Source organism: Pseudomonas putida, from assembly GCF_001941965.1.
Classification (GTDB): Bacteria; Pseudomonadota; Gammaproteobacteria; order Pseudomonadales; family Pseudomonadaceae; genus Aquipseudomonas; species Aquipseudomonas putida_L.
The window spans coordinates 62,750-87,894 of record NZ_MKZO01000024.1 but is presented as its reverse complement, the minus strand read 5'-3'; the positions used below and the strand labels follow the sequence as shown (position 1 = coordinate 87,894).

Below are 25,145 nucleotides of genomic sequence, written 5' to 3'. Positions count from 1 at the left end.
GTTATCTTCGGCCCAATCATCCTTGGGAGGATCGATGAAAGAGATGCCATTGATGGCTATGTGACACTTCAAGTGTTACCTATGTGAGTGCACTTTTTTGTAACCCATGTGGGTGATCCGTACACCGGCCCGCATCCGGCCCTACGCTTCGCTCCGGGTCCCTTCCTTCCGCACTGATTCCGGGGGCCGCGCCATACGGGCTCCTGCCCTATGGCGCTTTCCGGGCCATCCATGGGCCTCCACCCCCTACATCAGCGCTCCACTCAGCCTCCTGAAGGCCGGGACAATCAAGATCAAGATCAAGATCAAGAGCCAGAGCCAGAGCCAGAGCCAGAGCCAGAGCCAGAGCCAGAGCCAGAGCCAGAGCCAGAGCCAGAGCCAGAGCCAGAGCCAAAGCCAAAGCCAAAGCACTCAGTATGGCACTGAGAGATATGTAGATACCCATGCCTTCGCGGGCAAGCCACGCTCCTCCCTGAACCGCGTCGGCCATCAGCCCACACACAAGGCCAGAGCCTCAGTCGAGCAACAACCCCACCCGCAGTGCCTTTGGCAACTTGCCCACCACCAACTGGTGTGAACGCTGCAACAGATCCTCCAGCGCCTCGCGCCCCAGGGCATAGGGCCGGGCCACGCTGATCCAGTGCGCCCGCGCCAGATACGGCGCCGGCCTGATCCCCGGCATATCCACGTAACCCACGAACAGATCCTTGTCGACCTTGAACGACAACCCCGCACCCGCCAGGTCCATCACCGCGAACATCTTGTTCCCGGCCACGGAGAACACCCGCACGCCGCCCCATTTGTAGTCTTCCCGGGCCCCGGGCAAGCCCAGGCAGAAGGCCGCGACCTGTTCTTCATTCAACTGCCGCTCAGACATAACGCTCTCCACATTCCTCGAACGATGCCACCAGATGGTCGATCCACGCCCGCACCGCCGGCAACACACCGCGTCGATGAGGGTAGACCGCCTGCAGGAAGCCGCTGGGCATCGACCAGTCCGGCAACAGGTTGACCAGTTCGCCCCGGGCCAGTTCTTCCTCGCAGTGCAACAGGGGCAGGGCGGTGAAGCCCAGGCCGGCGAGGGCGGCGGCCTTGCGCACGACGAAGTCGTCGATGGCCAGGCGGGCTTCCAGAGCCAGTTCCTCGCGCTTGCCGTCGGCATCCAGCAGGCGCAGGTGCACCAGGCGATCAGCCTCCACCGCGCCCAGCACCGGCAGCCCGGCCAGTTCCGACGGGTGCTGCAGCGGGTGCGCACGGGCAAAATCCGGCGACGCCACCAGTTGCATCTGCGCCCGGTTGAGGCGGCGGGTGACCAGCGCCGGGTCTTCGTCCCCGACATCGCGCACGCGCAGGGCCACATCGATGCCTTCGTTGATCAGGTCGACGCGGCGGTTGACCAGGACCATCTCCAGTTGCACCTGCGGGTAGAGCGCCAGGAAGCGGGTGATGACCACCGGCAGGAAGGCATGGGCCAGCCCGACCGGGCTGGATACCCGCAGGCGCCCGCGAGGTTCGCTGGTCATGCTGGCCACGGCCTCGTCGGCCATTTCCGCCTCCAGCAACATGGCCTGGCAGTGCCGCAGATAACGCTCGCCCACCGCCGTCAGCTTCAGTTGCCGGGTGGTGCGCTGCAGCAGGCGGGTGCCGAGACGCTCCTCCAGCTCGGCGATGCGCCGCGACAGCCGCGACTTGGGAATGCCCAGCTGGCGCCCTGCGGCGGCGAAGCCCCCCGCTTCGACCACGCGGGCGAAGTAGAACAGGTCATTGAGGTCTTGCATGATTGTTCCATCAGTAGGACGAACTAACGCGAATTCGGGATCTTATCACTCATTGATCCTATCGGTAGGATTCACCCCATCGTCACCGCCGACCAGCGGTCCTCAAATCAGGGAGAACCCCATGAAACTCTTGCATATCGATTCCAGCATCCTCGGCGACAACTCGGCTTCGCGCCAATTGAGCCAGCAAGTGGTCCAGGCCTGGCAAGCTGCCGAAGCGGGCGTGGAAGTGATTTACCGCGACCTGGCTGCCGACGCCATCAGCCACTTCTCTTCGGCGACCCTGCTGGCCGCCGGCACCCCGGAAGAGGCGCGCGATGCCGCCCTGGCCCATGAAGCCAGGCTCAGCGCCGAAACCCTGCAAGAGTTTCTCGAGGCCGACGCCGTGGTCATCGGCGCGCCGATGTACAACTTCAGCATCGCCAGCCAACTGAAAGCCTGGATCGACCGCATCGCCGTCGCCGGCAAGACCTTCCGCTACACCGAAACCGGCCCGGAAGGCCTGTGCGGCAACAAGAAGGTGATCGTGGTGTCCACTGCCGGTGGCCTGCACGTTGGCCAGCCTACCGGCGTGGGTCATGAAGATTTCCTCAAGGTGTTCCTCGGCTTCATCGGCATCACCGACGTCGAGTTCGTTCGCGCCCACGGCCTGGCCTATGGCGAAGAGCCGCGCAACAACGCGATGCAGGCCGCCCAGGCGCAGATCGCCAACGAGCTGTTCGTCGCCGCCTGATCCGGCTGTCAGGAGTTTCATCCAGCTTTCATCCGCTGCGTTTTGGCCCGCTCTATGCTTTGCATGGAGCGGGTCGTCGCCGTTTGGGTCAAGGTGAAACAGAATGCGGGTCTTACGGACATTGTTGGTGCTTTCGGTGCTCGGTTGCAGCCTGCTGGTGCAGGCCGAGCCCGCGCAGCACTGGAGCGTCGGCCTGCACCGCATGAGCATCCCCGACCCGCTGGATGGCCAGCCCATGCAGGTGCTGGCGTTCTATCCCTCCAGTGGCCAGCCCCATGTCCGGCGCATCGACGGCTATCGACTGAATGTGGCCGCCGAGGGTCCGGTCGTGATGGGGCGCTTCCCGCTGCTGGCCCTGTCCCACGGCAATACCGGCACGCCGATGGCCCTGCACGACCTGGCCAGTGCCCTGGCGCGGCGCGGTTTCGTGGTGGTCGCGGCGGTGCACCCGGGCGACAACAACAAGGACCACAGCCGCCTTGGCACCCTGAGCAATCTGTATGGGCGTCCCTTGCAGATCAGCGCGGCGATCACCGCCGCCCTCGACGACCCGTTGCTGGCGCCCGAAGTCAGCCCCGACCAGGTCGGCATGATCGGCTATTCGGCCGGTGCCGAGACGGCGTTGATTCTGTCCGGGGCACGGCCTGACCTGCAGCGCCTGCGGCGTTACTGCCAGGAACGCCCGCTGGACGCCGATGCCTGCACCCGCCACGGCGAGCTGGTCGCCGATCGCGCCGACCTGCTGCCGGAAGCTGATCCGCGGATTCGCGCGTTGCTGCTGATGGCGCCCTTGAGCCTGAGTTTCGGGCGTCAGGCATTGTCCGATGTGAAGGTGCCGTCGCTGATCTACAGCGGTGACCACGACCAGTTGCTGGCCGTGGACAAAAATGCCGAGGCTCTGGCCCGCAAGTTGCCGGTGACGCCCAACTATCGCCGCCTGGAAGGGGCGGGGCACTTCGTCTTCATGTCGCCTTGCGATGACGTGCAACGGGCGCGGATGCCGGCGCTGTGCAACGATGCCGAGGGCGTCGACCGCCTGGGCATCCATCTGTCGCTGCAGTCGGAAGCCTCGCACTTCTTCAACAAGGCATTGGGTGTGTCCAGTCGCGCTGGCCTACACACCGCCGGCAACTGAACGGCGCAGCAGGACCAGCACCAGTCCCACGCCGACCAGCGACAACAGCGCCGCGACGCAGAAGATCCAGGCGTAACCCAGGTGGGCGGCAACAAAGCCCATCACCGGCCCGGCGATCGCCAGGGCCAGGTCGAAGAACACCGCATAGGCACCGAGCCCGGCCCCGCGACTGGTGGGCGGCACCTGCTTGATCGCCTCCACACCCAGTGCCGGATAGACCAATGACAGGCCGAAGCCGGTCAGGCCGGCGCCGACCAGGGCCAGGGCCGGTGACGGGGCCAGCCACAGGAAGGCCAGGCCGAGGGTTTCCACGGCCATGCAGGCGATCGCCACGCGGTAGCCGCCCCATTGGTTGACCGCGTTGACGAACAGCAGGCGCGAGACGATGAAGCAGAGGCCGAAGGCGGTCAGGCACCAGGCGGCGCCGCTCCAGCCGCGCTCCAGATAGAACAGGGTGACGAAGGTGGTCAGGGTGCCGTAGCCGATGGAGGCCAGGGTCAGTGCCAGGCCGCAGGGCGCGACGCGGCCGAAGGCGGCCCAGAACGGCAGGCGCTCGCCGCGCACCACCGGCAGCGATGGCTGGCTGCTGATCACCAGCAGGGCGATCACCGCCAGGGCGGTCAGGGCCAGGCCGATGCTCCAGAAGCCGGTCTCGCCGGCCAGGATCACCCCGACCGGCGCACCGATGGCGATGGCGCCGTAGGACGCGATGCCGTTCCAGCTGATCACCCGCGCGGTGTGTTCGGCGCCCACCTGGCCGATGCCCCAGCTCAGGGTGCCGACGCCGATCAGGCCCTGGGCGATGCCCAGCAGCACCCGGCCGACCAGCAACAGCACCAGGCTCAGCAGCGGCAGGCTGATCACCAAGGCTGATGCCCAGGTCAGCAACCCGGCAAAGGCAATGCCGAACAGGCCGTAGGCGATGGTCCGGCGGGTCCCCAGGCTGTCGGCCAGACGCCCGGCCATGGGCCGGCTGAGCAGGGTCGAGAGGTACTGGATGCCGATCACCAGGCCCGCCACCACTGCGCTGTAGCCGAGCACGTCATGCACATGGCTGGGCAGTACCGCGATCGGCAGGCCGATGCAGATGAAGGCAATGAAGGTGTAGAAGACGATGGAAAGGATCTGCAGGGTGACAGACAGCGACGAGGGCGAAGCGGAGGGTGCGGCGGGCATGGGGTTTCGTTCGCAGGCAAGCGGTTGAAGGCTTACATCATGGCTGCGTGCGGAAATAAAAGAAAGCAGGCTAACGAATTAATCGATCAGCAACCGGCCCAGTCCCAACATATGGGACCGGGCCGACCTGTTTATCAGACCACGACGCCCTGGCTACGCAGGTAATCGTCGTAGGTGCCGCTGAAGTCCACCACGCCATCCGGGCTCAGCTCGATGATGCGGGTGGCCAGGGACGACACGAATTCACGGTCGTGGCTGACGAAGATCAGGGTGCCCGGGTAGTTTTCCAGGGCCAGGTTGAGCGCCTCGATGGATTCCATGTCCAGGTGGTTGGTCGGTTCGTCCATCACCAGCACGTTGGGCTTTTGCAGGATCAGCTTGCCGAACAGCATGCGGCCTTGCTCACCACCGGAGATCACCTTCACCGACTTGAGGATCTCGTCGTTGGAGAACAGCATGCGCCCGAGGGTGCCGCGGATCACCTGTTCGCCCTGGGTCCATTGGCCCATCCAGTCGAACAGGCTGACGTCGTCCTCGAAGTCGTGGGCGTGGTCCTGGGCGTAGTAACCGACCTCGGCGCTTTCGGTCCACTTCACGCTACCGGCGTCAGCGGCCATTTCGCCGACCAGCATGCGCAGCAGGGTGGTCTTGCCGATACCGTTCGGGCCGATCACCGCGACGCGCTCGCCGGCTTCGACGGTGAAGCTGAAGTTCTTGAACAGTTGCTTGTCTTCGAAGCCCTTGGAGACTTTCTCCAGGGTCACCGCCTGGCGGTGCAGCTTCTTGGTCTGCTCGAAGCGGATGAACGGGCTGACCCGGCTCGACGGCTTGACTTCGGCCAGCTGGATCTTGTCGATCTGCTTGGCGCGGGAGGTGGCCTGCTTGGCTTTCGAGGCGTTGGCCGAGAAGCGGCTGACGAAGGTCTGCAGCTCGGCGATCTGGGCTTTCTTCTTGGCGTTGTCGGCCAGCAACTGCTCGCGGGACTGGGTCGCGGCGGTCATGTACTCGTCGTAGTTGCCCGGGAACAGGCGCAGCTCGCCGTAGTCCAGGTCAGCCATATGGGTGCAGACCGAGTTCAGGAAGTGACGGTCGTGGGAAATGATGATCATGGTGCTGTTACGCGCCGTGAGGATGTTTTCCAGCCAGCGGATGGTGTTGATATCCAGGTGGTTGGTCGGCTCGTCGAGGAGCAGCACTTCCGGGTCGGAGAACAGCGCCTGGGCCAGCAGCACGCGGAGTTTCCAGCCGGGAGCGACTTCGCTCATCGGGCCGAAATGCTGTTCCAGCGGGATACCCAGGCCCAGCAGCAGCTCGCCGGCGCGGGATTCGGCGGTATAGCCGTCCATCTCGGCGAACTCGGTTTCCAGCTCGGCGACGGCCATGCCGTCTTCCTCGGTCATTTCCGGCAGCGAATAGATGCGATCGCGCTCGGCCTTGACCTTCCACAGCTCCTCGTGGCCCATGATCACCGTGTCGATCACGGTGAACTGCTCGTAGGCGAACTGATCCTGGCGCAGCTTGCCGAGGCGGGTGTTCGGCTCGAGCATGACCTGCCCGGCGCTCGGCTCCAGATCGCCGCCGAGGATCTTCATGAAGGTCGACTTGCCGCAACCGTTGGCACCGATCAGGCCGTAGCGGTTGCCGTTGTTGAACTTGACGGAAACGTTCTCGAACAGCGGCTTGGCGCCAAACTGCATGGTTATATTCGCGGTGGAAATCAAAATGCTTACCTATCAGTAACTTGGGTGACGCCTTGCAGCCCGGGGCAGACGTGCTCGTCCGCCGTGCACGGAAGGCACGTCAGGACCGGGCTGTCGGGGAGTGAAGGCGGGGTGAGGCCGGATTTTGGCGCGCATTGTCGCACAGCTTGCAGGGGAGTTGTATGACGGTGTTGTGGGGAATGTGTACGGCGGGAGGGCTGCCTCATCGCAGCGTGGGTATCTAAAGCCCCGTCAGCAGATCGCATCAGGGCTGACAGGTGCTTGTCATGACGTTTCTGGCGCCCTTGAGATCGAGCGCCGTCCGCACGGCGCTCGATCTGGAGAACGCTGAAGATCTGTCGGCTTGCGCCTGGTGGCCATCATGCGGTCTGTCGACAAGCGACCCGGGGTCACCTCGAAGGTCTCGGGCCCCTCGCCAAGGTGCATGGCAATTTGCTCGGCTTCGGCCTTGGGTAGACCAGGATCCCTCCACCGCCGCGCGACTTCTGCCACTTCATAACGACGTTGTAGCAATCTCACGCTTTGCTGCTCAGGATAGACGGCCCGGTCATGCAAGGAGCACCCCATGCTTTATCTGGTTATCGAACCCCACCGCAGCGAATTTCCCGAGCCCATCAGCTTCGTCAAGCACACACCCTTGGCGGTGGGCGAGCGCTATGAGGGCGACGAGGGCTGGGACAACTGGTACTTCTGCGACGTGCCCGGACAGCAGGGCGGTTGGGTGCCGGGGCAGGTGATCAGGATACTGGCAGCGGGGCAGGGGGTGGCGCTGGAGGATTACACGGCTCGGGAGCTGGATGTGGATTCAGGGCAGAGGGTTTTCGGGGCGCGGCAGATGAATGGCTGGGTCTGGTGTTCATATGTCGAGCCTGAGGGCCTCATCGCCGGCAACGCCGGCTCCCACAAGGTTGGCACTGAGTTGAAAAGCGGCTGGGTGCCCTTGCGTAACCTCCAGCCGGCCTGAGCTTCAGTCGATCTGCGTCACCAGCAACCGGCTTTCATCCAGCCTGGCCCGCTCGCTCCAGGAGACGATATGGCTCGCCTTGTTCCAGCGCACCTTGCTGATGCCGCTTTCCCCGGCGCGGGCCATGGCGTCGTCGATGCAGCGCAGGCCCACCGTCGCGCCGGCACAGGTGCCGTCGATCAATAGCGCTGCCTTCCAGGCTTCCAGCCAGTTCATGCCGTTGCGATTGGTCACCACGACCTTCTTCAGGCCGTTCTTCACATAGTGGATCTCGTACTTGTCCTGCATGTCCCTTCCCTGGGCGATGACTCAGAGTTGCGAAATATTATCATTTGAAAAGATCCAATGGTATTCGCACAAAGTCTTACTTTAACGCTATATGAGCCGTGATAGAGCGTTCGAGGTGAAAGCGCCAGCATCATTTGCGGCCTCGGAGCCCGTGTAGTTAACTGATCGACCGCCACCCAGTAAAGGTGAACCCCGTGACCCTGAGTTTCCGTACCGCCCAGCCTGGCGATATTCCCGTCGTCTGCACCTTCGCCCAATCTTCAGATGAGGCGTTCTTCTTCTTTCCCAAATGCACCTGGCCGCTGACCCCGGAGCAACTGGCCGCCGCCGTTGCGCAACGCAGTGATTCCAGCGTGGTGGTGGAGGGCGACGAGGTGCTGGCGTTCGCCAACTTCTACCAGTGGGAGCAGGGCGGTACCTGTTCCCTCGGCAATGTGCTGGTGTCGCCCAACGCCCGAGGCCGTGGGGTGGCGCGCTATCTGGTGGAGCAGATGATGGAGGTGGCCCGCCAGCGTCATCAGGCCCGGGAGATGAAGGTGTCCTGCTTCAACCACAATACCGCTGGCCTGTTGCTGTATCCGAAACTGGGTTTCGTGCCCTTCGGCATCGAGGAACGCCAGGACCAGAATGGCCAGCGGGTAGCCCTGGTCCAGATGCACCAGCGCCTCTGACCGTTGACGCCGCACGAACGACGCCCTATACAGGCGCGGTCATATCCCTTGAGCACGCAGGAAACCGCCCATGCACGACGAAGACGAACTCCACGAACCGGAGCACGATCATCTTCTTGACCACGAATTTCACGATGACGAGGAGGGCGAACAGTACGCCGACCCGATGTTCGATGACGTCGAGGATGAAGACGAGGAATACGGCCTGGATGTGCTGGACGACGAGGACCACGACGACCATCTGGACGACTGATCCTCAACATCCAGCCTAGTGGCGGAAGCGCGGTAGCGGCCTGTCCAGGTTGAGGGTGGTGAGGGTGCGCTTCACCAGCGCTTCATCGGCCTCCACCGCCCGCAGGCTTTCGCGGATCCTGCCGGCGGCGGGCAGGTCGCCCTGGCTGTCGATCCAGTCGGCGATGTCCTTGCAGGCACTGGCCAGGCGGTCCTGGCGGTGGTTGATGAGGGTGAGCAGGGTTTGAATGTCTTTGTCGGACATGACTCGTTCCTCCTGTAAGCGATTTCAGTGTAGCAGCGCCTGGAAAAAGGAACGGTTGCCTCAGGGTTTTACCAGTTCGCGGAACCAGTCGTTGAGCATGGCTTTTTCCGAGTACAGCGAGTCGTTGTTGCCCAGGCGTCCCGGGCGTTGCAGGTAGAACTTGTCGTCGACCCGTACATCGGCCTGTTTCAGGACCTGACCGCGCTGTTCCAGGCGGTAGTGCAGGTCGATGCTCGGCCAGGTGATATCGCGCATGAAGCGCACCGAGTTCGCCTGCGGCTGCCAGGGCTCGTAGCGCCCGGCCAGGTCGATATCGCGGATATCGATGTGCAGGCTCTGGCCTTCACCCAGATAGCGTTTGCCGAGGGTTTCCAGGTAGGCGCGGATCTGCTTGAGCACCTGTTCGTCGGCGCCGCGGGCATACCCCTCACCGCGCAGGCTGGCATCGCGGAATTTTTCCGGGTGGATGTAGGTGACCTCGACGGCTGGGGTAGCCGCCTGTGCCACGCTGGTGAAGAAAAGCACACCAAGGATGGCAAGTTTCGTGGGCAGGCGCATGATTGACCTCTGGAAACGATAACCGCGCAAATTGCTATTGTACGCCCGCAAAGGCGCAATGCAGAGCAGGAGCGAAGCCATGAGCAAGGTGATGTATCTGAGCCGCAATCTGCACGGGCGCGACCTGGCGGTCGGCGATATTCACGGGCACTTTTCCCGCCTGCGCGAGGCATTGGAGCGGGTGGCGTTCGATCCGACCCGGGACCGCCTGTTCAGCGTCGGCGACCTGGTGGACCGCGGCCCGGAATGCGAAGAAGCGCCGGACTGGCTGGCCCAGCCCTGGTTCCATGCGGTGCAGGGTAATCATGAGGCGTTGGCGATTGCCCATGTGCGCGGTGAGTGGCTCGACTATCGGATGTACCTCGCGGCAGGGGGTGACTGGTTCCTGGATCTGCCGGACGCTGAACAACTGCGTTTTGCCGAGGTTTTCGAGCGACTGCCGCTGGCCCTGCAGGTCGAGACCGAACGCGGACCTGTAGGACTGCTGCATGCCGACTGCCCGGTGAGCCGTTGGCGCGACCTGCGGCCCTTGCTCGAGGCGTCTCCGGTACCGGAGAAGATCCGTGAAGTATGCCAGTGGTCGCGACTGCGCCTGAAGGACGGTAACGAAAGCGGTGTGGCGGACCTGCGGGCGCTGCTGGTCGGGCATACCCCGGTGACCGAGGTGAAGGTGTTGGGGAATGTCTGGCACATCGACACCGGAGGCTGGACCAAGGGGCATTTCACCTTGCTGGATCTGGCGACGCTGGAGCCTGCCTAGCTACATAGGAACGACGGCGTACCCTGTGGGAGCTGGCTTGCCAGCGATGACGTCGGTGAATTCACTACAGCTATCGCTGGCAAGCCAGCTCCCACAGGTTACGTGGCGTGCTTCAGGTAATCCGCCACCTTGTCCAGCACCAGCGCTGCGTCCTCCCGGTGCGGCACATGATGATGGCCCTCCAGGATCACCGCCTCACCCCGATCCCCGGCCAGTGCGGCAATCCGCTGGGGGTGCAGGGTCGAGCCGTACTCATCCAGCTCACCGTGAAGGGCCAGCAGCGGACAGTGCAGGCGCCCGACGATACTCTCCAGCGTCCAGTGGGCGAACGCCTCCGACAGCCAGGTCTCGGTCCAGGCATCCAGTACCCAGCGGGCCTTGTCGCCGTGATAACGGGCCAGGCGCTCCAGTTGACCGGGCTCCCGGAACTGCGCCTTCGCTGTGCGAATGCCTTCCAGCGTGCGGTCCTCGACAAAGGCCTGGGCGGATTCGGTGATCAGCGCCTGACACGCCTCGCCATAGTGCGCTGCGCACGCGCTGGCCATGGCGCCGCCGACACTGTGGCCAAAGGCAATGAAGCGACCGATACCCAAGGCATCGCGCAGCAGCGGGAAGAAACGCCGCGCCTCGTTCTCGATGAAGTCCAGCGGCAGGGGTCCAGGCCAGGGGGTTGACTGCCCGAATCCCAGCCGGTCATAGGCCACCACCTGCAACCCGGTGCGGGCACACAACTGCTCGGGAAAATCCCGCCAGAGCGCCACGCAACCGAGTGAATCATGGAACAGCACGATCACCGGCCGAGTGCTGTCCAGCTGCGCCGGAAACCAGCGTCGGGCGAACAGCTGGCCATAAGGGGTTTCGATCCATACCGCTTCTGCACTGACGGGCGACGACATACGGGCTTCCAGATTCATGTCCAAGTGCTTGATGAATAACAAACCGCGACAGATGTGACAATCCTTAACGGAACCATGGTGCCAGGTTGTGATGTCCATCCATTCAGCAGATTGCTGCAACTAGTGCAGCAATGAAGTGCGCATAGCCCGTATTGTTGGTGTAGGAGGTGATACCCATACTGCGGGTCATACCGCAACCAGTTGCCTGAACAGGCAAGGAGAATGGCAATGGCTCACGCAATACGTTTCAGCGAACCCGGTGCGCCGGATGTCCTCGAGCTGCAGGCCGTGGATGACCTGGCTCCCGGTCCCGGCGAAGTCTGGCTGGAGCAGGAAGCCATCGGCGTCAACTACCTCGATATCACCCAGCGCAAGGGCGCGGTACCCGTGCCTTTGCCGGGCGGGCTCGGGCTGGAAGGTGCGGGTCGGGTGGTGCGGGTGGGGGCAGGGGTGAGCAATGTCGCCCCAGGTGATCGCGTCGCCTATGCCACAGGTCCCTTGGGCGGTTATGCCAGTGCCCGGCTGTTTCCCGCCGAGCGCCTGGTGAAGCTGCCGGATTCGGTGAGTGCGCAAGACGCTGCGGCGCTGTTGTTCAAGGGCATCACCGCCCAGTACCTGCTCACCTCCACCTATGCGGTAGGGCCGGGAACCACCGTTCTGCTGTACGGAGTGGCGGGCGGGCTGGGCTCGATCATGGCGCCCTGGGCCAAGCATCTTGGTGCCTTCGTCATCGGCGTGGTATCGCGCCAGTCCAGCGTCGACAAGGCCCGTGCCCTGGGCTGTGACGCGGTGCTGGTGTTCGATCCGCAGACCCTGGCGGCAGACGTTGCGCGCATTACCCAGGGCCGCAAGGTGGACGTGGTCTACGACCCGATCGGCAAGGCGTCCTTCGAAGCGTCCCTGGACAGCCTGCGCCCTCGCGGCCTGATGGTGTCCTTCGGCGCCTCGAGTGGTGCCCCGGCGCCGGTTGAAATGGCCACCCTCAATGGCAAGGGCTCGCTGTTCATCACCCGCCCGTCGCTCGCGGCCCATACGGCCAGCAGCGAGGAGTACCAGGCACGTGCCGCCGATGTGCTGGGAGCGCTGCAGGCGGGTATCATCAGTCCGCGCATCTGGGCTCGCTACCCGCTGGCCGATGCCGCCCAGGCCCACGCCGATCTGGAATCCGGACGATCCTCGGGAGCGATCATTCTCACACCATGAATCTCGACCTGCTGGACAACCCCCACAGCGATGAAATAGCTGCCTTTCTTGCCGTGGCTGCGCAAGGCTCCTTCGTCGCCGCCGGGCGCTTGCTGGAGCGCCATCCCACGGTGATTTCCAAGCGCGTGGCGGCGATGGAAAAGCGCCTCGGCGTGCGCCTGATCGAGCGTTCGACCCGTCAGGTGCGGGTCACTCCGACCGGCGAAAGGCTGGAGCAACGCCTGCGCGCCGCCCTGGGCATGATCGCCGAGGCCGAGCAGCAGGCGATTTCCGGGGCTGCCGAAGTGCGCGGGGTGTTGCGCCTGGCGTTGCCGGCGGCCATGGGACGCCTGTGCATCGGGCCCATGTTGCCGGAGTTTCTCGAGGCCTGGCCGCAGGTATCCATCGTTGCCGACTACAGCGAACGGCTGGTGGACATCATCGACGAAGGCTTCGACATCGCCATTCGTATCGGCGAGCTGGAGGACAACCGGCTGATCGCGAAAAAACTCTGCGATCACCGGCGGATTCTTTGTGCTTCACCGGACTACCTCGAACGCCGGGGTGTGCCGCAGCAGCCTCACGACCTGCAGCAGCACAATTGCCTGCGCTTCAGTGGCCTGGCGTCTTTTCCGCAATGGCGCCTGTACGCAGGGGAAGCGCAGTGCACGGTTACGCCCAAGGGCAACCTTACTGCCAATGACAGCGAATCGTTGCTGGCGGCTGCCCGGGCCGGCGCCGGGATTCTCGGTGCCGGGGAATGGCTGATGAGCCAGGACCTGGCTGCGGGTCGGCTGGTGCGGGTGCTGCCGCAATGGCAACTGGACCCAACCGGAGGCGTGTACCTGGTGCGGCCTTCGGCGCGGTTTCCGGCGGCGACGGTGCTGGCGTTCAAGCAGTGGATCGAGGGGCGGTTCGAGCCGCAGGCGCCCTGGTTGAATCCATGAGTCGAGAACACCGCGGCCCCTGTGGGAGCTGGCTTGCCAGCGATGAGCATGGGTATCTACACATCTTTTGAGGTGAGAAGGCCCGTCAGTAGATCGCATCAGGGCTGACAGGTGCTTGCCACGACTTTTCTGGCGCCCTTGAGATCGAGCGTCGCCCGCGCGGCGCTCGATCTGGAGAACGCTGAAGATCTGTCGGCTTGCACCTGGTGGCCATCATGCGGTCTCTCGACAAGCGCCCCGGGGTCACCACTGGACTTCGGAAAAGATGTGTAGATCCCCATGCAGCGATGAGGCCCGTTGCAGCACCATCAAAACTTGTTTCAAATAAAATGGATTCTCATTTACACTCCGGCCCCAGCATTCCTTCCCAGGCACTTTTCCAGGCAGAGTACTGTGCAGGCCGATCCTCCGAAGCCCTCGCTGCTGTCCACCCTGGTTCGTCATTACGACGAACTGGTGGAACATATCCGCCGCCGATTCGGTGAGCGCGGCTTTGCCCGCGAGGTGGTCCATGACGTCTGCGTGCAACTTCTGGAAAAACAGGAAAAGGAAGGTGTACGCACGCCCTTGGCCCTGCTGCGCAAGATCACCCACGACAACGCCGTCAGCCGCTACCGTGGCGAACGCCGTCGGCAGCGCTGGATCGTGGCGGTACCCGAGCTGCCGGAAGTGGAGGCGCATATCCCCAGCCAGGAGCGCCAGCTCGATGCCAGCCAGACGCTCGAACGTCTGGTCCGCGCCGTCGAAGGCCTGCCGCCGCGCTGCCAGATGGTGTTCGTCATGCACAAGATCCACGAACTGCCCCAGGCCGAGGTCGCCGAGCGTCTGGGGATCTCCCTGAAAACCGTGGAAAAGCACCTGCGCCTCGGTATGGCCGCCTGCCGCGAGTACCTGGCATGAGCGAACGCACTACACGGCCCGGCAAATACGCCGACGAAGACCAGGCCATTGCCCGCCTGCGCGAAGCGCTCAAGCAGCGCTTTCCCATGCCCGAGCCGAAGCCGCGCAAGAAGCGCGTCGGTGTGACGGCTGCGGGGCTGCTGTCCCTGGCGCTGCTGGGCACCTTGGTGTGGGTCGATCCGGCCTACCGCAGCGAGCACTACCGGACCCAGGTCGGCGAGCGACAGACCCTGGACTTGAGCGATGGCTCCCAGGTAACCCTCGACGGTGCCAGCGAACTCGGCGTCAGTTGGCATCTGTTCAGCCGACGCACCGAACTGCTGGGCGGTCAGGCCCTGTTCGAGGTGGCGCCGCGGGTCTACCGGCCATTCCTGGTGGAGGCCGGCGAGGCTTCGATCCGGGTGGTCGGTACACGTTTCAACGTCGATCGCCAGGCCGGCGAGGTTCGGGTCAGCGTGGCCGAAGGCCGCGTGGCGGTGAAGGCGGGCGCTGCGGACCGTGAGCTGGCGCCGGGTCAGCAAGTACGCCTCGGCAACGGTCAGTCCGGCGCCGTGACGGCGGTGGATGCCGGCGGTGTCGGCGCCTGGCGCAGCGGACAACTGGTCTTCGAACGGACACCGCTCAGCGAAGTGCTCGCGGTGATCCAGCGTTACCAGGACAAGCCCGTGCGCCTGCAGGACGCCAGGCTCGGCACGCTGCCGGTGTCCGGGGTATTCGACAGCGCCCATGTCGAGCGTCTGCTGGCGTTGCTGCCGAGCATCCTGCCGGTGCAGTTGAACACTGGCGCCGAGGGTGCCGTGTTGATCAGCCCCCGCGGGAAAAAATAATTTCACTATCAGGGTAGGGTTGCGCGGGTCGGCGGGCGGCTATCTCCATGACCCTTTCATTTCATGGAGCGCCTTGCGTGAGTCAGTCCCCGTTGTCCCTGTCGTTGCTGGCCGCCGGCCTGCTGTCGAGTTCGATCGCCCTGGCCCAGTCGGCGCCGCAGGAATTCGATGTCCCTGCTGCGTCGCTTGAACAATCCCTGAATGCCCTGGCCCGTCAGGCCAAGGCGCAGATCCTCTTTGCCAGCGATATCACCACCGGCAAGCAGGCGCCGGCGCTGAAAGGCCGCTACACCCTGGAGCAGGCCCTGCAACGGTTGCTGGGCAATAGCGGGCTGAGTGTCGAAGAGCGTGGCGAGCAGACCTTCGTGGTGGTGCCGGCTGCAGCAGTGGCGCCGGCTACCGAGCCCGAGGTCATGGAACTGTCCAGCCTGGAAATCACCTCGTCGCGCACCAGCAGCAACCTGGTGCCGCCGGCCCGTCAGGTCAATGTGATCGAGCGCGAGCAGTTGGAACAGTTGCGTGAAGGCTCCGACAGCCTGGCCACGGTGCTGGCCAAGAGCGTGCCGGGCATGGCCGACTCCAGCCGCACCATCACCGACTACGGCCAGACCCTGCGTGGACGGACCATGCTGGTGCTGGTCGATGGTGTGCCGCTCAACACCAACCGCGACTCCTCGCGCAACCTGGCCAATATCGACCCGGCGCTGATCGAGCGGGTCGAGGTGATTCGCGGCAGCAGTGCGATCTACGGCGCTGGTGCTACCGGCGGGATCATCTCCATCACCACCCGTCCGGCGGGCGGTGAAAACCGTGCGCAGACCTCCCTCAAGGCCGAATCGCCCCTGAGCAAGCTGGGCAACGATGGCCTGGGCGGGCAGTTGCAGCAGCATTTCTCCGGTTCCGAGGGCAAGGTCGACTACGCCCTCGATTTCGGTGCCCGGCATATTGGCGCCTCCTATGACGCCAAGGGCCATCGCATTGCCCCGGAGCCGAGCCAGGGCGACCTGTTCGACTCCAATACCTACAATATCGGCGGCAAGCTCGGCCTGCGCATCGACGACGCGCAACGCATCCAGCTCTCCGCCAGCCACTACAACGCCGACCAGGACAGCGACTACACCTCCGACCCGAGTGTCGCCCGCCTGCCGCCGGGATCGGTGCCGGCCCATGCGCTGTCGGGGTTGTCCCTCGACGAGCAGAACCAGATCAAGAACACCCTGGTCAACCTGGAGTATGCGCATGCCGATGTGTTCGGCAGCTCCCTCAATGCGCAGCTCTACTACCGCGACTACTTCACCCGTTTCACCCCGTTCGATGCCCGGGGGGTGGCCACCCGCGGACGCAATGTCGACCAGGTGATGCAGAACAGCGAGGTGTTCGGCAGCCGCGTGACCCTGCGCACGCCGCTGGGCACGGCGGGCGATACCGAGCTGCTGTGGGGCGCGGACTTCAACCAGGAACGCAGCGACATGCCCATCGACATCTTCGACCCGCGCCAGTACGACGCCAGTGGCGGACGGGTCTACGACAAGATCGGCCGGCTCACCTACATGCCCGACCTGACCACGCGCAGCCTCGGCGGTTTTGCCCAGCTACAGCACCGTTTCAACGAGCAATGGTCGATGGAAGGCGGGGTGCGCTACGAGTACGCCACGGCGCGTTATGACGACTTCGTGCCGCTGTCGGAGTCCACGGCAGTCTCACCCGCAACCGTGGCTGGAGGCGAGGTCAACTACGATGCGCTGCTCTCGAATATCAGCCTGACCTGGTCGCCGGTCAGCGGGCAGGAGCTGTATGCGGCGTTCAGCCAGGGCTTCCAGTTGCCGGATATCGGTGTCCAGGTGCGCAATGCCCGGCGCGGGTTCGATATCGACTCGTCGAACCTGGAACCGGTGAAAACCAACAACTATGAGCTGGGCTGGCGCGGCGCGGTGGGCGAGCAGACCCTCGCGACCCTGGCAGTGTTCTACACCACCTCCAAGCTGGGTGACGTGCAGAGCTTCAACAATGGCCTGATCCTCACCCGTACCCAGGAGCGCATCTACGGTATCGAGGGCAGTGCCGACTGGCTCAGCGTCGATGAGCGTTGGGGCGCGGGTGGTACCTTCAGTTGGCTCAAGGGGCGCGAAAAGCCGGACAACGGCGACTGGCAGGACATGACCGGCTACCGCATCCCGCCGCTCAAGGTCACTGGATACGTGGAGTACAAACCGGATGAAGACTGGAGCCACCGTGCCCAGCTCACCTGGTTCGATGGCCACGACTATCGCCTGGATGGCGTCGCCAGCTTTGGCCGGCGCAAGGTGGATGGTTATGCCACGGTGGATCTGGTCAGCCAGTACCGGGTCACGGCCAATGACCGGGTCAGCCTGGGCATCCAGAACCTGTTCAACCGTGACTACTACCCGCTGTACAGCCAGTTGATGCGTAGCAGTACCAATACCAGCCATCTGCCGGCGCCGGGGACGGTGTTGACGGTGGGGTATAGCCACGACTGGTAAGGGGGCCCGAACCCCCGGATCAGCAATGGATTTCTGCTGTTGCTGATGGCCTCATCGCCGGCAACGCCAGCTCCCACAGGGTCCTGAGTCAGCAGCAGGGTTGATGCCCGACTCGGACTTTGTGGGAGCTGGCGTTGCCAGCGATGAGGCCCTTGGCCGCGCCGACGATTCATCGATCTTGACGCCGCCCACCACCGCCACCCACTCTAGCCTCCTTGCCCAAGGAGCCCGCCATGGACCTGTCCACCCTCGCACTCTTCATCCCTGCCTGCTTCGCCCTCAACATGGCCCCCGGTCCGAACAACCTGCTGTCGCTGAACAATGCCAGCCGCTACGGCCTGCGCACCGCCTGCGTCGCCGGGATCGGCCGCTTGTTCGCCTTCGCCGGGATGATCCTCCTGGCCGCCCTCGGCCTGGCGGTGGTGCTGCACACCAGCGAATACCTGTTCCTGGCGATCAAGGTCATCGGTGCGTTCTACCTCTTCTCTATCGCCTGGCAACTCTGGCGTGCGCCGGTGGGCGAGGGTGGGGCGGTCGTCGAGCGCAAGGGCGGGGTGCTGAAGCTGGCGCGGCAGGAGTTTTTCGTAGCTGCAGGAAATCCGAAGGCAATACTCATATTCACGGCGTTTCTGCCGCAGTTCGTCTCGATGAACAGCGCCGTGCCGGTAGGCGAGCAATTCCTCTGGCTGGGGGTGATGTTCCTGCTGCTGGAGTGGTTCGCCATCGCCATCTACGCCTGGCTCGGCGCGTACCTGCATCGCTGGTTCAACCAGCCGGGGCCGCGACGCTTGTTCAATCGGGTGAGTGCGGGGTTGCTGAGTTGCGCGGGGCTGGGGCTGCTGGCAGCCCGGCGGGCGTGAGCTATCGATCCGATAACAGAGAAAAACCTTGCGGCTTATCGGGAAATGATCTTATTGCCTCGCGGCGGCTGGCCTACGCTTGAGAACGCACTGCAAGCACGGAGCTGCAGTCCCTCAACTGCCCTGGAGTCATGGACATGCTATCTACGCTGGAACTGCGCGATATCATCGAGAAGAGTTTCTTGCCGGTTCGCTGCCGCTGCACCCAGGCGGCGGACCAGTCACTGACCGTGCAGTTATTCAATCGCGGTTCCCCCCATCACGACCTGCAGGTCACCGGAATCCGCGCGGAACAGCTCGACAGCCGGGCGATCGCCAGCCTGGTCAGCAAGTTGCGTTGTGAGTTGCTGGATAAGCAGCCATTGCGGGATGCCGGCTAGATCATGGGTTGTTCTTGAGGGCCTTATCGCTGGCAAGCCAGCTCCCACAGTGTCGGCGGCGCTGCTGAACCCTGTGGGAGCTGGCTTGCCAGCGATGAGGCCTTCAGCAGCAACACAAATCCTCAATCCCGATAGAACGTCTGCACCAGGTGATAGCCGAACTTGCTCTTGATCGGCCCATGCACCGTGCGCAGCGGTTTCTTGAAGATCACCTGGTCGATCGCGCCGACCATCTGCCCCGGGCGGATCTCGCCCAGATCGCCACCGCGCTTGCCCGACGGGCAGGTGGAGTATTTCTTCGCCAGCACGTCGAAGGCCTCGCCCTTGGCGATGCGCTGCTTGAGCTGCTCGGCCTCTTCGGCGGTCTTGACCAGGATGTGACGGGCCTGTGCTTTCATGATGCGGGTGCCTCGGGGTTGCGGGTAAAAGCCGGCGATTATGCCTGATCGCGCAGCTCGATGCGGTCACGAAAATGCTCCAACGCCTGCGGATTGGCCAGGGCGTCGGTGTTTTTCACCGGCAAGCCGTGCACCACGTTGCGTACCGCCAGCTCGACGATCTTGCCGCTGATGGTCCGCGGGATGTCCGCCACCTGGAGGATCACCGCCGGCACATGGCGGGCGCTGGTGTTGTCGCGGATGACCTTGCGGATCCGCGCCTGCAGGGTATCGTCCAGTTCCACGCCGTCGGCCAGGCGGACGAACAGCACCACGCGCACGTCGTGTTGCCATTGCTGGCCGATGGCGACGCTGTCCAGCACCTCGCCGAGCTTTTCCACCTGGCGGTAGATCTCTGCGGTGCCGATGCGCACACCGCCGGGATTGAGCACGGCATCCGAGCGGCCATGGATCGCCAGGCTGCCGTCGGCGAACGCCTCGGCATAGTCGCCCTGGCACCAGACACCGGGAAACTGGCTGAAATAGGCGGCGCTGAAGCGCTCGCCGTCCGGGTCGTGCCAGAAGCCCAGGGGCATTGCCGGGAAATGCCGGGTGCAGACCAGCTCGCCTTTTTCCTCGAGCACCGCCCGGCCCTGGTCGTTCCACACCTCGACGGCCATGCCCAGGCCCTTGCACTGGATGACCCCGCGACGCACCGGCAGGGTCGGGTTGCCGAGGACGAAGCAGGAGACGATATCGGTGCCGCCGGACATCGACACCAGGCACACCTCGGTTTTCATCTCGCGATAGACATAGTCGTAGCTGTGCGGCGACAGCGGCGAACCGGTGGACAGCAGCAGGCGCAGGCGCTCCAGGCGGTGGCTATGGCGCGGTCGCAGGCCGGCCTGTTCCAGTGCCGCGAGGTACTTGGCACTGGTGCCGAATACGCTGATGCCTTCGGCGTCGATCAGGTCCAGCAGGCGCTCGGGGCCGGGATGGAACGGCGAGCCGTCGTACAACACCAGGGTCGCGCCGAGGGCCAGGCCGCTGACCAGCCAGTTCCACATCATCCAGCCGCAGGTGGTGTAGTAGAACAGGCAGTCGTCCTTGCCCAGGTCGTTGTGCAGGCCGTGTTCCTTGAGGTGTTGCAGGAGCACGCCGCCAGCGCTGTGGACGATGCACTTGGGTACCCCGGTGGTGCCGCTGGAATAGAGAATGTACAGCGGGTGATCGAAAGGCAGGGCGACGAATTCGGGTTCGCCGCCGGGCTGGTAGAAATCGTCCCACAGGCAGGTGGTGGCCGGGGTGTGGAAGGCGTCGGTGCGGGTGTCGCCGTGGGGCACCACCAACAGGTGATCGAGGGTCGGCAGGGCGGCCAGCACTTCGTTGATCTTGTCGACCTGGGACAGCGACTTGCCGGCGTACTGGTAGCCGGCGCAGACCAGCAGCAGCTTCGGCTCGATCTGGCCGAAGCGTTCGACGATGCCCTGGGTGCCGAATTCCGGCGAGGAACTGGACCAGATCGCGCCCAGGCTGGTGGCGGCGAGCATGGCGACCAGGGTTTGCCAGGTGTTGGGCATGCACGCGGCAACCCGGTCGCCGACGCCGATGCCGGCGGCCTTGAAGGCCCGTTGCAACCCGGCTACCTCGGCGGCCAGCTGGGCATGGCTCAAGGTGCGGCGCTGGCCGTCCTCGCGGACTGCGACCAGGGCGGTGCCTTGATCGCGGCGACGCAGCAGGTGTTCGGCGACGTTCAGGGTGGCGCCGGGGAACCAGCGCGCATCGGGCATGTGTGGGCCTTCTTCGAGCACACGGCTGGGCGCTGTGTGCCAGATGACCTCGAACTCGTCGGCCAGGGCCTGCCAGAAGGCTGGGCGCTGGTCGATGCTCCACTGGTGCAGCGCGGCGTAGTCCGCCAGTTCGAGGTTGAAACGCTGATTGATCGCATGCCGGAAACGCTCCATCCGGCTGGCCTGAATACGCGCCGCGTCCGGGCGCCAGAGCACATCGTTCATGCGGGGTTCTTCCTGGTGGTCTGTCAATGTCCTGAGTCTAGCTTTTATGGTGCCGCCGATGGCCCTTTCCACGCGATCCCTGTGGGAGCTGGCTTGCCAGCGATGAGGCCATGAGCAACCCAACACATCTACTGCGCCAGCCACCCCCCATCCACATTCCACGCCGCCCCCCGAACCTGGCTCCCGGCCTCGCCGCACAGGAACGCCACCAGCTCCCCCAAATGCCCCGGCGTGACAAACGCCAGCGAAGGCTGTTTCTCCGCCAGCAGATCATGCTGCGCCTGCTGCGGCTCTATACCCTCGGCGATGCGCGCATCGATCTGCTTCTGCACCAGCGGCGTCAGGACCCAGCCGGGGCAGATGGCGTTGCAGGTGATCGCCGTGGTCGCGGTCTCCAGCGCGACCACTTTGGTCAACCCGATCACGCCATGCTTGGCCGCCACGTAAGCCGCCTTGCCCACCGACCCCACCTGGCCATGCACGGAGGCGATATTGACGATCCGCCCCCAGCCGCTGCGCTTCATTCCCGGCAGAGCAAGGCGCGTGCAATGGAACACCGCCGACAGGTTCAGGGCGATGATCGAATCCCAGCGCTCCACCGGGAATTCCTCCACCGGCGCCACATGCTGGATCCCGGCGTTGTTGACGAGGATATCGACCCCGCCGAATTCCCGCTGTGCGTAGGCGAACAAGGCTTCGAGCTGGGCTACATCGCCCAGGTCGGCAGGATGGTGGGCGACCTTGCCGCCGAACTGGCCGACTTCCGCCAGCGCTGCCGCCGGGTCGCCGAAGCCGTTGAGCAGGATATCGGCACCGGCCTCGGCCAGGACCCGGGCGATGCCCAGGCCGATGCCGCTGGTGGAACCGGTGATCAGTGCGGTTTTTCCGGAAAGCTTCATACAGGTCCGATCCTCAAACGATGCCGGTGGCGTAGAAGGTGGCGATCACGACGAACACCGCCAGGGTCTTGATCAGGGTAATACCGAAAATATCCTTGTAGGCCTCACGGTGGGTCAGGCCGGTGACGGCCAGCAAGGTGATGACCGCGCCGTTGTGCGGCAGGGTGTCCATGCCGCCGCTGGCCATGGCGGCGACGCGGTGCAGCACTTCCAGCGGGATGTTGGCGGCGTTGGCCGCGCTGATGAAGGTTTCGGACATGGCGGCCAGGGCGATGCTCATGCCGCCGGACGCCGAGCCGGTGATGCCCGCCAGCAGGGTGACGGTGATCGCTTCGTTGACCAGCGGATTGGGGATTGCGCGCAGGGCATCGGCCAGCACCAGGAAGCCCGGCAACGAGGCGATCACCGCGCCGAAACCGTATTCCGAAGCGGTGTTCATAGCCGCCAGCAAGGCGCCGCCGACGGCGGCCTTGGTGCCATCGGCCAGGCGCGTCTTGATCGCCCTGAAGCCACTGACCAGCACCAGCAGGATGCCCAGCAACAATGCCGCTTCCACCGCCCAGATGGCGGTGAGCTTGGCGATATCGGTCTGCACCGGCGCGGCCATGCCCGGCAGTTGCAGGCTGTGGCTCTTGCCGTACCACTCGGGAATCCAGTGGGTGAACAGCAGGTTCATGATGCCTACCAGCAGCAGCGGCGACAGGGCCAGCAGCGGGTTGGGCAGCTTCAGGTCATCGGCGGTTTCCGGCTCGTTGCGCAGCTCGGTGCCGTAGCCTTCGCCGGCGCGCAGGGCCTTGTTGCGCTGGCGTTGCAGGTAGAGCATGCCGGTGCAGAAGACGAACAGGGTGCCGATCAGCCCCAGCCAGGGCGCGGCCCAGGCGGTGGTGTTGAAGAAGGTGCTGGGGATGATGTTCTGGATCTGCGGGGTGCCGGGCAGGGCGTCCATGGTGAAGGAAAATGCGCCGAGGGCGATGGTTGCCGGAATCAGGCGCTTGGGGATGTTGCTCTGGCGGAACATTTCGGCGGCGAATGGGTAGACCGCGAACACCACGACGAACAGCGACACGCCGCCGTAGGTCAGCAGGGCGCAGACCAGCACGATCACCAGCATGGCCTGGCGGGTGCCGAGCAGGCGGATGGCGGCGGCGACGATAGAGCGCGAGAAGCCCGACAGCTCGATCAGCTTGCCGAACACCGCACCGAGCAGGAACACCGGGAAGTAGAGCTTGATGAAGCCGACCATCTTTTCCATGAACACCCCGGTGAAGGCGGGCGCCACGGCGGACGGGTCGGTGAGCAGTACCGCGCCGAGGGCGGCGATGGGGGCAAACAGAATGACGCTGTAACCACGGTAGGCGGCCAGCATCAGCAGCGCCAGGGCTGCCAGGGCGATGATCACACTCATCGAGTGTCTCCTTGGTGAATCTTGTTTTTGTTGGTGGCAAGGAGATAGCAGGGATTGTGCCAGGTGTTTAAGTGACTGATTTACAAGGGTAAATTCTGTTTATTTGAATTGTTTGGTCGATTTTGTCTCTGAAATGAGACTTCTTTTGAGCCCAAGGGCCTCATGGTTGGCAAGCCAGCTCCCACAGGTTTCGTGGCGCACGCAGTACCTGTGGGAGCTGGCTTGCCAGCGATGAGGCCCTCAAGAACAATCTCTGTCGGGAGATACCGGTCTCTTTATTGAGACTGAATCCCCAAAGCCACCAACTTCTTGTACAGAGTCGACCGCCCCAACCCCAGCTGCCGCGCCGCTTCCGGCACATTTCCAGCACAACGCTCCAGCGCCTCCCGCAACAGCTGCCGCTCGAACGCCTCGCACGCCTCCCGATACCCCAGCACCGGCGTGGTCTCCTCAACCGCCCGGGGCATCAAGGTCCCCAGCGCCCCTCGAATATCTTCAAGCCCCAAGCGCGCCCGGTCCGCCAGCAGGGTCGCCCGCTCCAGCACATTCCTCAACTCACGGATATTCCCCGGCCAGGCATGCCGCCCCAGCAGGGCCAGGGCCTCATCCTCCAGCTCATGCCGACTGCCCAGGTCTTCGAGGATCGCCTCGGTCAGCGCCGGCAGATCCTCGATCCGTTCACGCAACGCCGGCACCTCGATGGGCAGCACATTCAGCCGGTAATACAGGTCGGCACGAAACTCCCCGCGGGCCATGGCCGCCTGCAAATCCCGGGAGGTCGCGGCAATCACCCGCACATCGCTCTGCAGCATCTGGTTCGAACCTACCGGCTCGTATTCCTTCTCCTGCAACACCCGCAGCAGCTTGCTTTGCAAGGGCAGGGGCATATCGCCGATCTCGTCGAGAAACAGCGTGCCGCCCTCGGCCAGTTGCAGCTTGCCAGCGCGGCCCTTGCGTTCGGCACCGGTGAAGGCCCCGGGCGCAGTCCCGAAGAACTCGGCCTCCAGCAAGGTTTCCGGAATCGCCGCGCTGTTGATGCTGACGAAGGCCTTGTGCGCCCGGGGCGAAGCGGCATGGATGGCATGGGCCAGCAACTCCTTGCCGGTGCCGGTCTCGCCCAGCAACAGGACCGGCGAATCACTGCTCGCCCCACGCCGCGCCCGGCGCTTCACTTCCAGGCTGGCCGGGCTGGTGCCGATGAACTGGTTGAAGCTGTACTTGGCCTGGCGCGCCTTGAGCAGCGAGCGGGTCGAGGCCAGTTCCTGCTGCATGCTGGAATAGCGCTTGAGCAGCGGCGACAGGCTGCGCAACTCGTCGAACAGGGCGAAGCCGATGGCGCCGATCACCTCGCCACCGGCGTCCTGGATCGGCAGGCGCATCACCACCAGCGGTTCCTTGGGCGTGTCGAGCATGTCCAGGAGGATCGGCCGCCCCTGGCTGACCACCTCGCGCATCAGGCTGCCGGGGATCACCTGCTCGCAGGGCTGGCCGATGGCGGCGCTGGCATCGGCCAGGCCGAAGCGCCGGGCATAACGCTCGTTCATCCAGACGATCCGCGCCTCGCGATCGACGATCACCGTACCTTCACTGGACTGCTCGATGATCTCGAACAGCGATTTGATCGCTAGGCGGCGCACCCGCTGGTAGTCCTTGAGGCTGTCGTCTTGCATGGGGTA

General features: G+C 64.3%; 26 protein-coding genes. 13 read left to right on the top strand and 13 right to left on the bottom strand.

The features are described from left to right. Positions 1-514 precede the first annotated feature (514 nt). Both PSEMO_RS14325 and PSEMO_RS14320 read right to left on the bottom strand, forming a co-directional pair. On the bottom strand, positions 515-877 hold the full coding sequence (locus tag PSEMO_RS14325; RefSeq protein WP_075803651.1) for an MmcQ/YjbR family DNA-binding protein: 363 nt from the start codon (positions 875-877) through the stop codon (positions 515-517). Beyond that, on the bottom strand, positions 870-1,778 hold the full coding sequence (locus PSEMO_RS14320) for a LysR substrate-binding domain-containing protein (protein WP_075803650.1): 909 nt from the start codon (positions 1,776-1,778) through the stop codon (positions 870-872). Before PSEMO_RS14320 ends, PSEMO_RS14325 begins: the two co-directional genes overlap by 8 nt. Before the next feature lie 121 nt (positions 1,779-1,899). Between PSEMO_RS14320 and PSEMO_RS14315 the strand changes: the two genes are divergently transcribed. Together PSEMO_RS14315 and PSEMO_RS14310 are read left to right on the top strand one after the other, a co-directional pair. Next, positions 1,900-2,511 (top strand): FMN-dependent NADH-azoreductase, encoded by a 612-nt coding sequence (locus PSEMO_RS14315; RefSeq protein WP_075803649.1) that lies wholly within the window; start codon positions 1,900-1,902, stop codon positions 2,509-2,511. Between the two features lie 103 nt (positions 2,512-2,614). Beyond that, complete coding sequence (locus tag PSEMO_RS14310; protein ID WP_075803648.1) at positions 2,615-3,646, top strand: alpha/beta hydrolase family protein; 1,032 nt, start codon at positions 2,615-2,617, stop codon at positions 3,644-3,646. Here the strand turns inward: PSEMO_RS14310 and PSEMO_RS14305 are convergent. After that, complete coding sequence (locus PSEMO_RS14305) at positions 3,626-4,822, bottom strand: MFS transporter (protein ID WP_075803647.1); 1,197 nt, start codon at positions 4,820-4,822, stop codon at positions 3,626-3,628. The two genes, PSEMO_RS14310 and PSEMO_RS14305, sit on opposite strands and share 21 nt — an antisense overlap. Positions 4,823-4,956: 134 nt before the next feature. Then, complete coding sequence (locus PSEMO_RS14300; protein ID WP_075803646.1) at positions 4,957-6,543, bottom strand: ABC-F family ATPase; 1,587 nt, start codon at positions 6,541-6,543, stop codon at positions 4,957-4,959. Between the two features lie 565 nt (positions 6,544-7,108). On the opposite strand from PSEMO_RS14300, the gene PSEMO_RS14295 reads away from it, so the two are divergent. Continuing rightward, on the top strand, positions 7,109-7,507 hold the full coding sequence (locus tag PSEMO_RS14295; RefSeq protein WP_075803645.1) for an SH3 domain-containing protein: 399 nt from the start codon (positions 7,109-7,111) through the stop codon (positions 7,505-7,507). Positions 7,508-7,510: 3 nt separating this feature from the next. On the opposite strand, the gene PSEMO_RS14290 is transcribed toward PSEMO_RS14295, so the two are convergent. Then, positions 7,511-7,795, bottom strand: a complete 285-nt coding sequence (locus tag PSEMO_RS14290) for a hypothetical protein (protein ID WP_075803644.1) — start codon at positions 7,793-7,795, stop codon at positions 7,511-7,513. A gap of 194 nt (positions 7,796-7,989) precedes the next feature. Here PSEMO_RS14290 and PSEMO_RS14285 point away from each other — a divergent pair, with 194 nt between their 5' ends. Next, on the top strand, positions 7,990-8,466 hold the full coding sequence (locus tag PSEMO_RS14285; protein WP_075803643.1) for a GNAT family N-acetyltransferase: 477 nt from the start codon (positions 7,990-7,992) through the stop codon (positions 8,464-8,466). Positions 8,467-8,536: 70 nt separating this feature from the next. Continuing rightward, on the top strand, positions 8,537-8,719 hold the full coding sequence (locus PSEMO_RS14280) for a hypothetical protein (protein WP_075803642.1): 183 nt from the start codon (positions 8,537-8,539) through the stop codon (positions 8,717-8,719). A gap of 15 nt (positions 8,720-8,734) precedes the next feature. On the opposite strand, the gene PSEMO_RS14275 is transcribed toward PSEMO_RS14280, so the two are convergent. Both PSEMO_RS14275 and PSEMO_RS14270 read right to left on the bottom strand, forming a co-directional pair. Beyond that, positions 8,735-8,962, bottom strand: a complete 228-nt coding sequence (locus PSEMO_RS14275; RefSeq protein WP_075803641.1) for a hypothetical protein — start codon at positions 8,960-8,962, stop codon at positions 8,735-8,737. Positions 8,963-9,022: 60 nt separating this feature from the next. After that, on the bottom strand, positions 9,023-9,520 hold the full coding sequence (locus PSEMO_RS14270) for a DUF3016 domain-containing protein (RefSeq protein WP_075803640.1): 498 nt from the start codon (positions 9,518-9,520) through the stop codon (positions 9,023-9,025). A gap of 79 nt (positions 9,521-9,599) precedes the next feature. Between PSEMO_RS14270 and PSEMO_RS14265 the strand changes: the two genes are divergently transcribed. Next, positions 9,600-10,280, top strand: coding sequence for a metallophosphoesterase (locus PSEMO_RS14265; RefSeq protein WP_075803639.1), 681 nt, complete (start codon positions 9,600-9,602; stop codon positions 10,278-10,280). Between the two features lie 98 nt (positions 10,281-10,378). On the opposite strand, the gene PSEMO_RS14260 is transcribed toward PSEMO_RS14265, so the two are convergent. Then, positions 10,379-11,176: an alpha/beta fold hydrolase gene (locus tag PSEMO_RS14260; RefSeq protein ID WP_075803638.1), complete on the bottom strand. Its 798-nt coding sequence runs from the start codon at positions 11,174-11,176 to the stop codon at positions 10,379-10,381. Positions 11,177-11,404: 228 nt separating this feature from the next. Between PSEMO_RS14260 and PSEMO_RS14255 the strand changes: the two genes are divergently transcribed. From PSEMO_RS14255 to PSEMO_RS14225, 7 genes are all read left to right on the top strand, one after another. After that, positions 11,405-12,379, top strand: a complete 975-nt coding sequence (locus PSEMO_RS14255) for a quinone oxidoreductase family protein (RefSeq protein ID WP_075803637.1) — start codon at positions 11,405-11,407, stop codon at positions 12,377-12,379. After that, the gene (locus PSEMO_RS14250) at positions 12,376-13,305 is read left to right on the top strand and encodes a LysR family transcriptional regulator (protein ID WP_075803636.1); all 930 of its coding nucleotides are present in this window, start codon (positions 12,376-12,378) and stop codon (positions 13,303-13,305) included. Before PSEMO_RS14255 ends, PSEMO_RS14250 begins: the two co-directional genes overlap by 4 nt. Before the next feature lie 393 nt (positions 13,306-13,698). Beyond that, positions 13,699-14,205, top strand: a complete 507-nt coding sequence (locus PSEMO_RS14245; RefSeq protein WP_075803635.1) for an RNA polymerase sigma factor — start codon at positions 13,699-13,701, stop codon at positions 14,203-14,205. Then, on the top strand, positions 14,202-15,032 hold the full coding sequence (locus PSEMO_RS14240) for a FecR family protein (protein ID WP_075803634.1): 831 nt from the start codon (positions 14,202-14,204) through the stop codon (positions 15,030-15,032). Before PSEMO_RS14245 ends, PSEMO_RS14240 begins: the two co-directional genes overlap by 4 nt. A 77-nt stretch (positions 15,033-15,109) precedes the next feature. Then, on the top strand, positions 15,110-17,533 hold the full coding sequence (locus PSEMO_RS14235) for a TonB-dependent siderophore receptor (protein ID WP_075803633.1): 2,424 nt from the start codon (positions 15,110-15,112) through the stop codon (positions 17,531-17,533). A 233-nt stretch (positions 17,534-17,766) separates the two neighbouring features. Continuing rightward, positions 17,767-18,393, top strand: a complete 627-nt coding sequence (locus PSEMO_RS14230; protein ID WP_075803632.1) for a LysE family translocator — start codon at positions 17,767-17,769, stop codon at positions 18,391-18,393. Positions 18,394-18,530: 137 nt separating this feature from the next. Beyond that, complete coding sequence (locus PSEMO_RS14225; RefSeq protein WP_372239120.1) at positions 18,531-18,773, top strand: DUF1652 domain-containing protein; 243 nt, start codon at positions 18,531-18,533, stop codon at positions 18,771-18,773. Positions 18,774-18,895: 122 nt separating this feature from the next. Here PSEMO_RS14225 and PSEMO_RS14220 read toward each other — a convergent pair whose 3' ends face one another. The 5 genes from PSEMO_RS14220 to PSEMO_RS14200 all read right to left on the bottom strand — a co-directional run bounded on the left by PSEMO_RS14220 (position 18,896) and on the right by PSEMO_RS14200 (position 25,139). After that, the gene (locus tag PSEMO_RS14220; RefSeq protein WP_064304626.1) at positions 18,896-19,171 is read right to left on the bottom strand and encodes a peptidylprolyl isomerase; all 276 of its coding nucleotides are present in this window, start codon (positions 19,169-19,171) and stop codon (positions 18,896-18,898) included. 38 nt (positions 19,172-19,209) lie between these two features. After that, entirely contained in the window at positions 19,210-21,165 is a 1,956-nt protein-coding gene (locus PSEMO_RS14215) for an acetoacetate--CoA ligase (protein ID WP_075803630.1), read from the bottom strand. Positions 21,166-21,293: 128 nt separating this feature from the next. Next, positions 21,294-22,064: a 3-hydroxybutyrate dehydrogenase gene (hbdH, locus tag PSEMO_RS14210; RefSeq protein WP_075803629.1), complete on the bottom strand. Its 771-nt coding sequence runs from the start codon at positions 22,062-22,064 to the stop codon at positions 21,294-21,296. A gap of 13 nt (positions 22,065-22,077) precedes the next feature. After that, positions 22,078-23,469 carry a GntP family permease gene (locus PSEMO_RS14205; protein WP_075803628.1) on the bottom strand — a complete coding sequence of 464 codons (1,392 nt, stop codon included), beginning with the start codon at positions 23,467-23,469 and terminating at the stop codon, positions 22,078-22,080. A 275-nt stretch (positions 23,470-23,744) separates the two neighbouring features. Then, complete coding sequence (locus PSEMO_RS14200) at positions 23,745-25,139, bottom strand: sigma-54 interaction domain-containing protein (protein ID WP_075803627.1); 1,395 nt, start codon at positions 25,137-25,139, stop codon at positions 23,745-23,747. Between the last annotated feature and the right edge of the window lie 6 nt (positions 25,140-25,145).

Excerpts from the sequence above, each read along its gene's own strand:
- PSEMO_RS14325 (WP_075803651.1), bottom strand. The coding sequence starts at position 877 with ATGTCTGAGCGGCAGTTGAATGAAGAACAGGTCGCGGCCTTCTGCCTG.
- PSEMO_RS14320 (WP_075803650.1), bottom strand. The coding sequence starts at position 1,778 with ATGCAAGACCTCAATGACCTGTTCTACTTCGCCCGCGTGGTCGAAGCG.
- PSEMO_RS14315 (WP_075803649.1), top strand. The coding sequence starts at position 1,900 with ATGAAACTCTTGCATATCGATTCCAGCATCCTCGGCGACAACTCGGCT.
- PSEMO_RS14310 (WP_075803648.1), top strand. The coding sequence starts at position 2,615 with ATGCGGGTCTTACGGACATTGTTGGTGCTTTCGGTGCTCGGTTGCAGC.
- PSEMO_RS14305 (WP_075803647.1), bottom strand. The coding sequence starts at position 4,822 with ATGCCCGCCGCACCCTCCGCTTCGCCCTCGTCGCTGTCTGTCACCCTG.
- PSEMO_RS14295 (WP_075803645.1), top strand. The coding sequence starts at position 7,109 with ATGCTTTATCTGGTTATCGAACCCCACCGCAGCGAATTTCCCGAGCCC.
- PSEMO_RS14290 (WP_075803644.1), bottom strand. The coding sequence starts at position 7,795 with ATGCAGGACAAGTACGAGATCCACTATGTGAAGAACGGCCTGAAGAAG.
- PSEMO_RS14280 (WP_075803642.1), top strand. The coding sequence starts at position 8,537 with ATGCACGACGAAGACGAACTCCACGAACCGGAGCACGATCATCTTCTT.
- PSEMO_RS14275 (WP_075803641.1), bottom strand. The coding sequence starts at position 8,962 with ATGTCCGACAAAGACATTCAAACCCTGCTCACCCTCATCAACCACCGC.
- PSEMO_RS14270 (WP_075803640.1), bottom strand. The coding sequence starts at position 9,520 with ATGCGCCTGCCCACGAAACTTGCCATCCTTGGTGTGCTTTTCTTCACC.
- PSEMO_RS14265 (WP_075803639.1), top strand. The coding sequence starts at position 9,600 with ATGAGCAAGGTGATGTATCTGAGCCGCAATCTGCACGGGCGCGACCTG.
- PSEMO_RS14260 (WP_075803638.1), bottom strand. The coding sequence starts at position 11,176 with ATGTCGTCGCCCGTCAGTGCAGAAGCGGTATGGATCGAAACCCCTTAT.
- PSEMO_RS14255 (WP_075803637.1), top strand. The coding sequence starts at position 11,405 with ATGGCTCACGCAATACGTTTCAGCGAACCCGGTGCGCCGGATGTCCTC.
- PSEMO_RS14250 (WP_075803636.1), top strand. The coding sequence starts at position 12,376 with ATGAATCTCGACCTGCTGGACAACCCCCACAGCGATGAAATAGCTGCC.
- PSEMO_RS14240 (WP_075803634.1), top strand. The coding sequence starts at position 14,202 with ATGAGCGAACGCACTACACGGCCCGGCAAATACGCCGACGAAGACCAG.
- PSEMO_RS14230 (WP_075803632.1), top strand. The coding sequence starts at position 17,767 with ATGGACCTGTCCACCCTCGCACTCTTCATCCCTGCCTGCTTCGCCCTC.
- PSEMO_RS14225 (WP_372239120.1), top strand. The coding sequence starts at position 18,531 with ATGCTATCTACGCTGGAACTGCGCGATATCATCGAGAAGAGTTTCTTG.
- PSEMO_RS14220 (WP_064304626.1), bottom strand. The coding sequence starts at position 19,171 with ATGAAAGCACAGGCCCGTCACATCCTGGTCAAGACCGCCGAAGAGGCC.
- PSEMO_RS14215 (WP_075803630.1), bottom strand. The coding sequence starts at position 21,165 with ATGAACGATGTGCTCTGGCGCCCGGACGCGGCGCGTATTCAGGCCAGC.
- hbdH (WP_075803629.1), bottom strand. The coding sequence starts at position 22,064 with ATGAAGCTTTCCGGAAAAACCGCACTGATCACCGGTTCCACCAGCGGC.
- PSEMO_RS14205 (WP_075803628.1), bottom strand. The coding sequence starts at position 23,469 with ATGAGTGTGATCATCGCCCTGGCAGCCCTGGCGCTGCTGATGCTGGCC.
- PSEMO_RS14200 (WP_075803627.1), bottom strand. The coding sequence starts at position 25,139 with ATGCAAGACGACAGCCTCAAGGACTACCAGCGGGTGCGCCGCCTAGCG.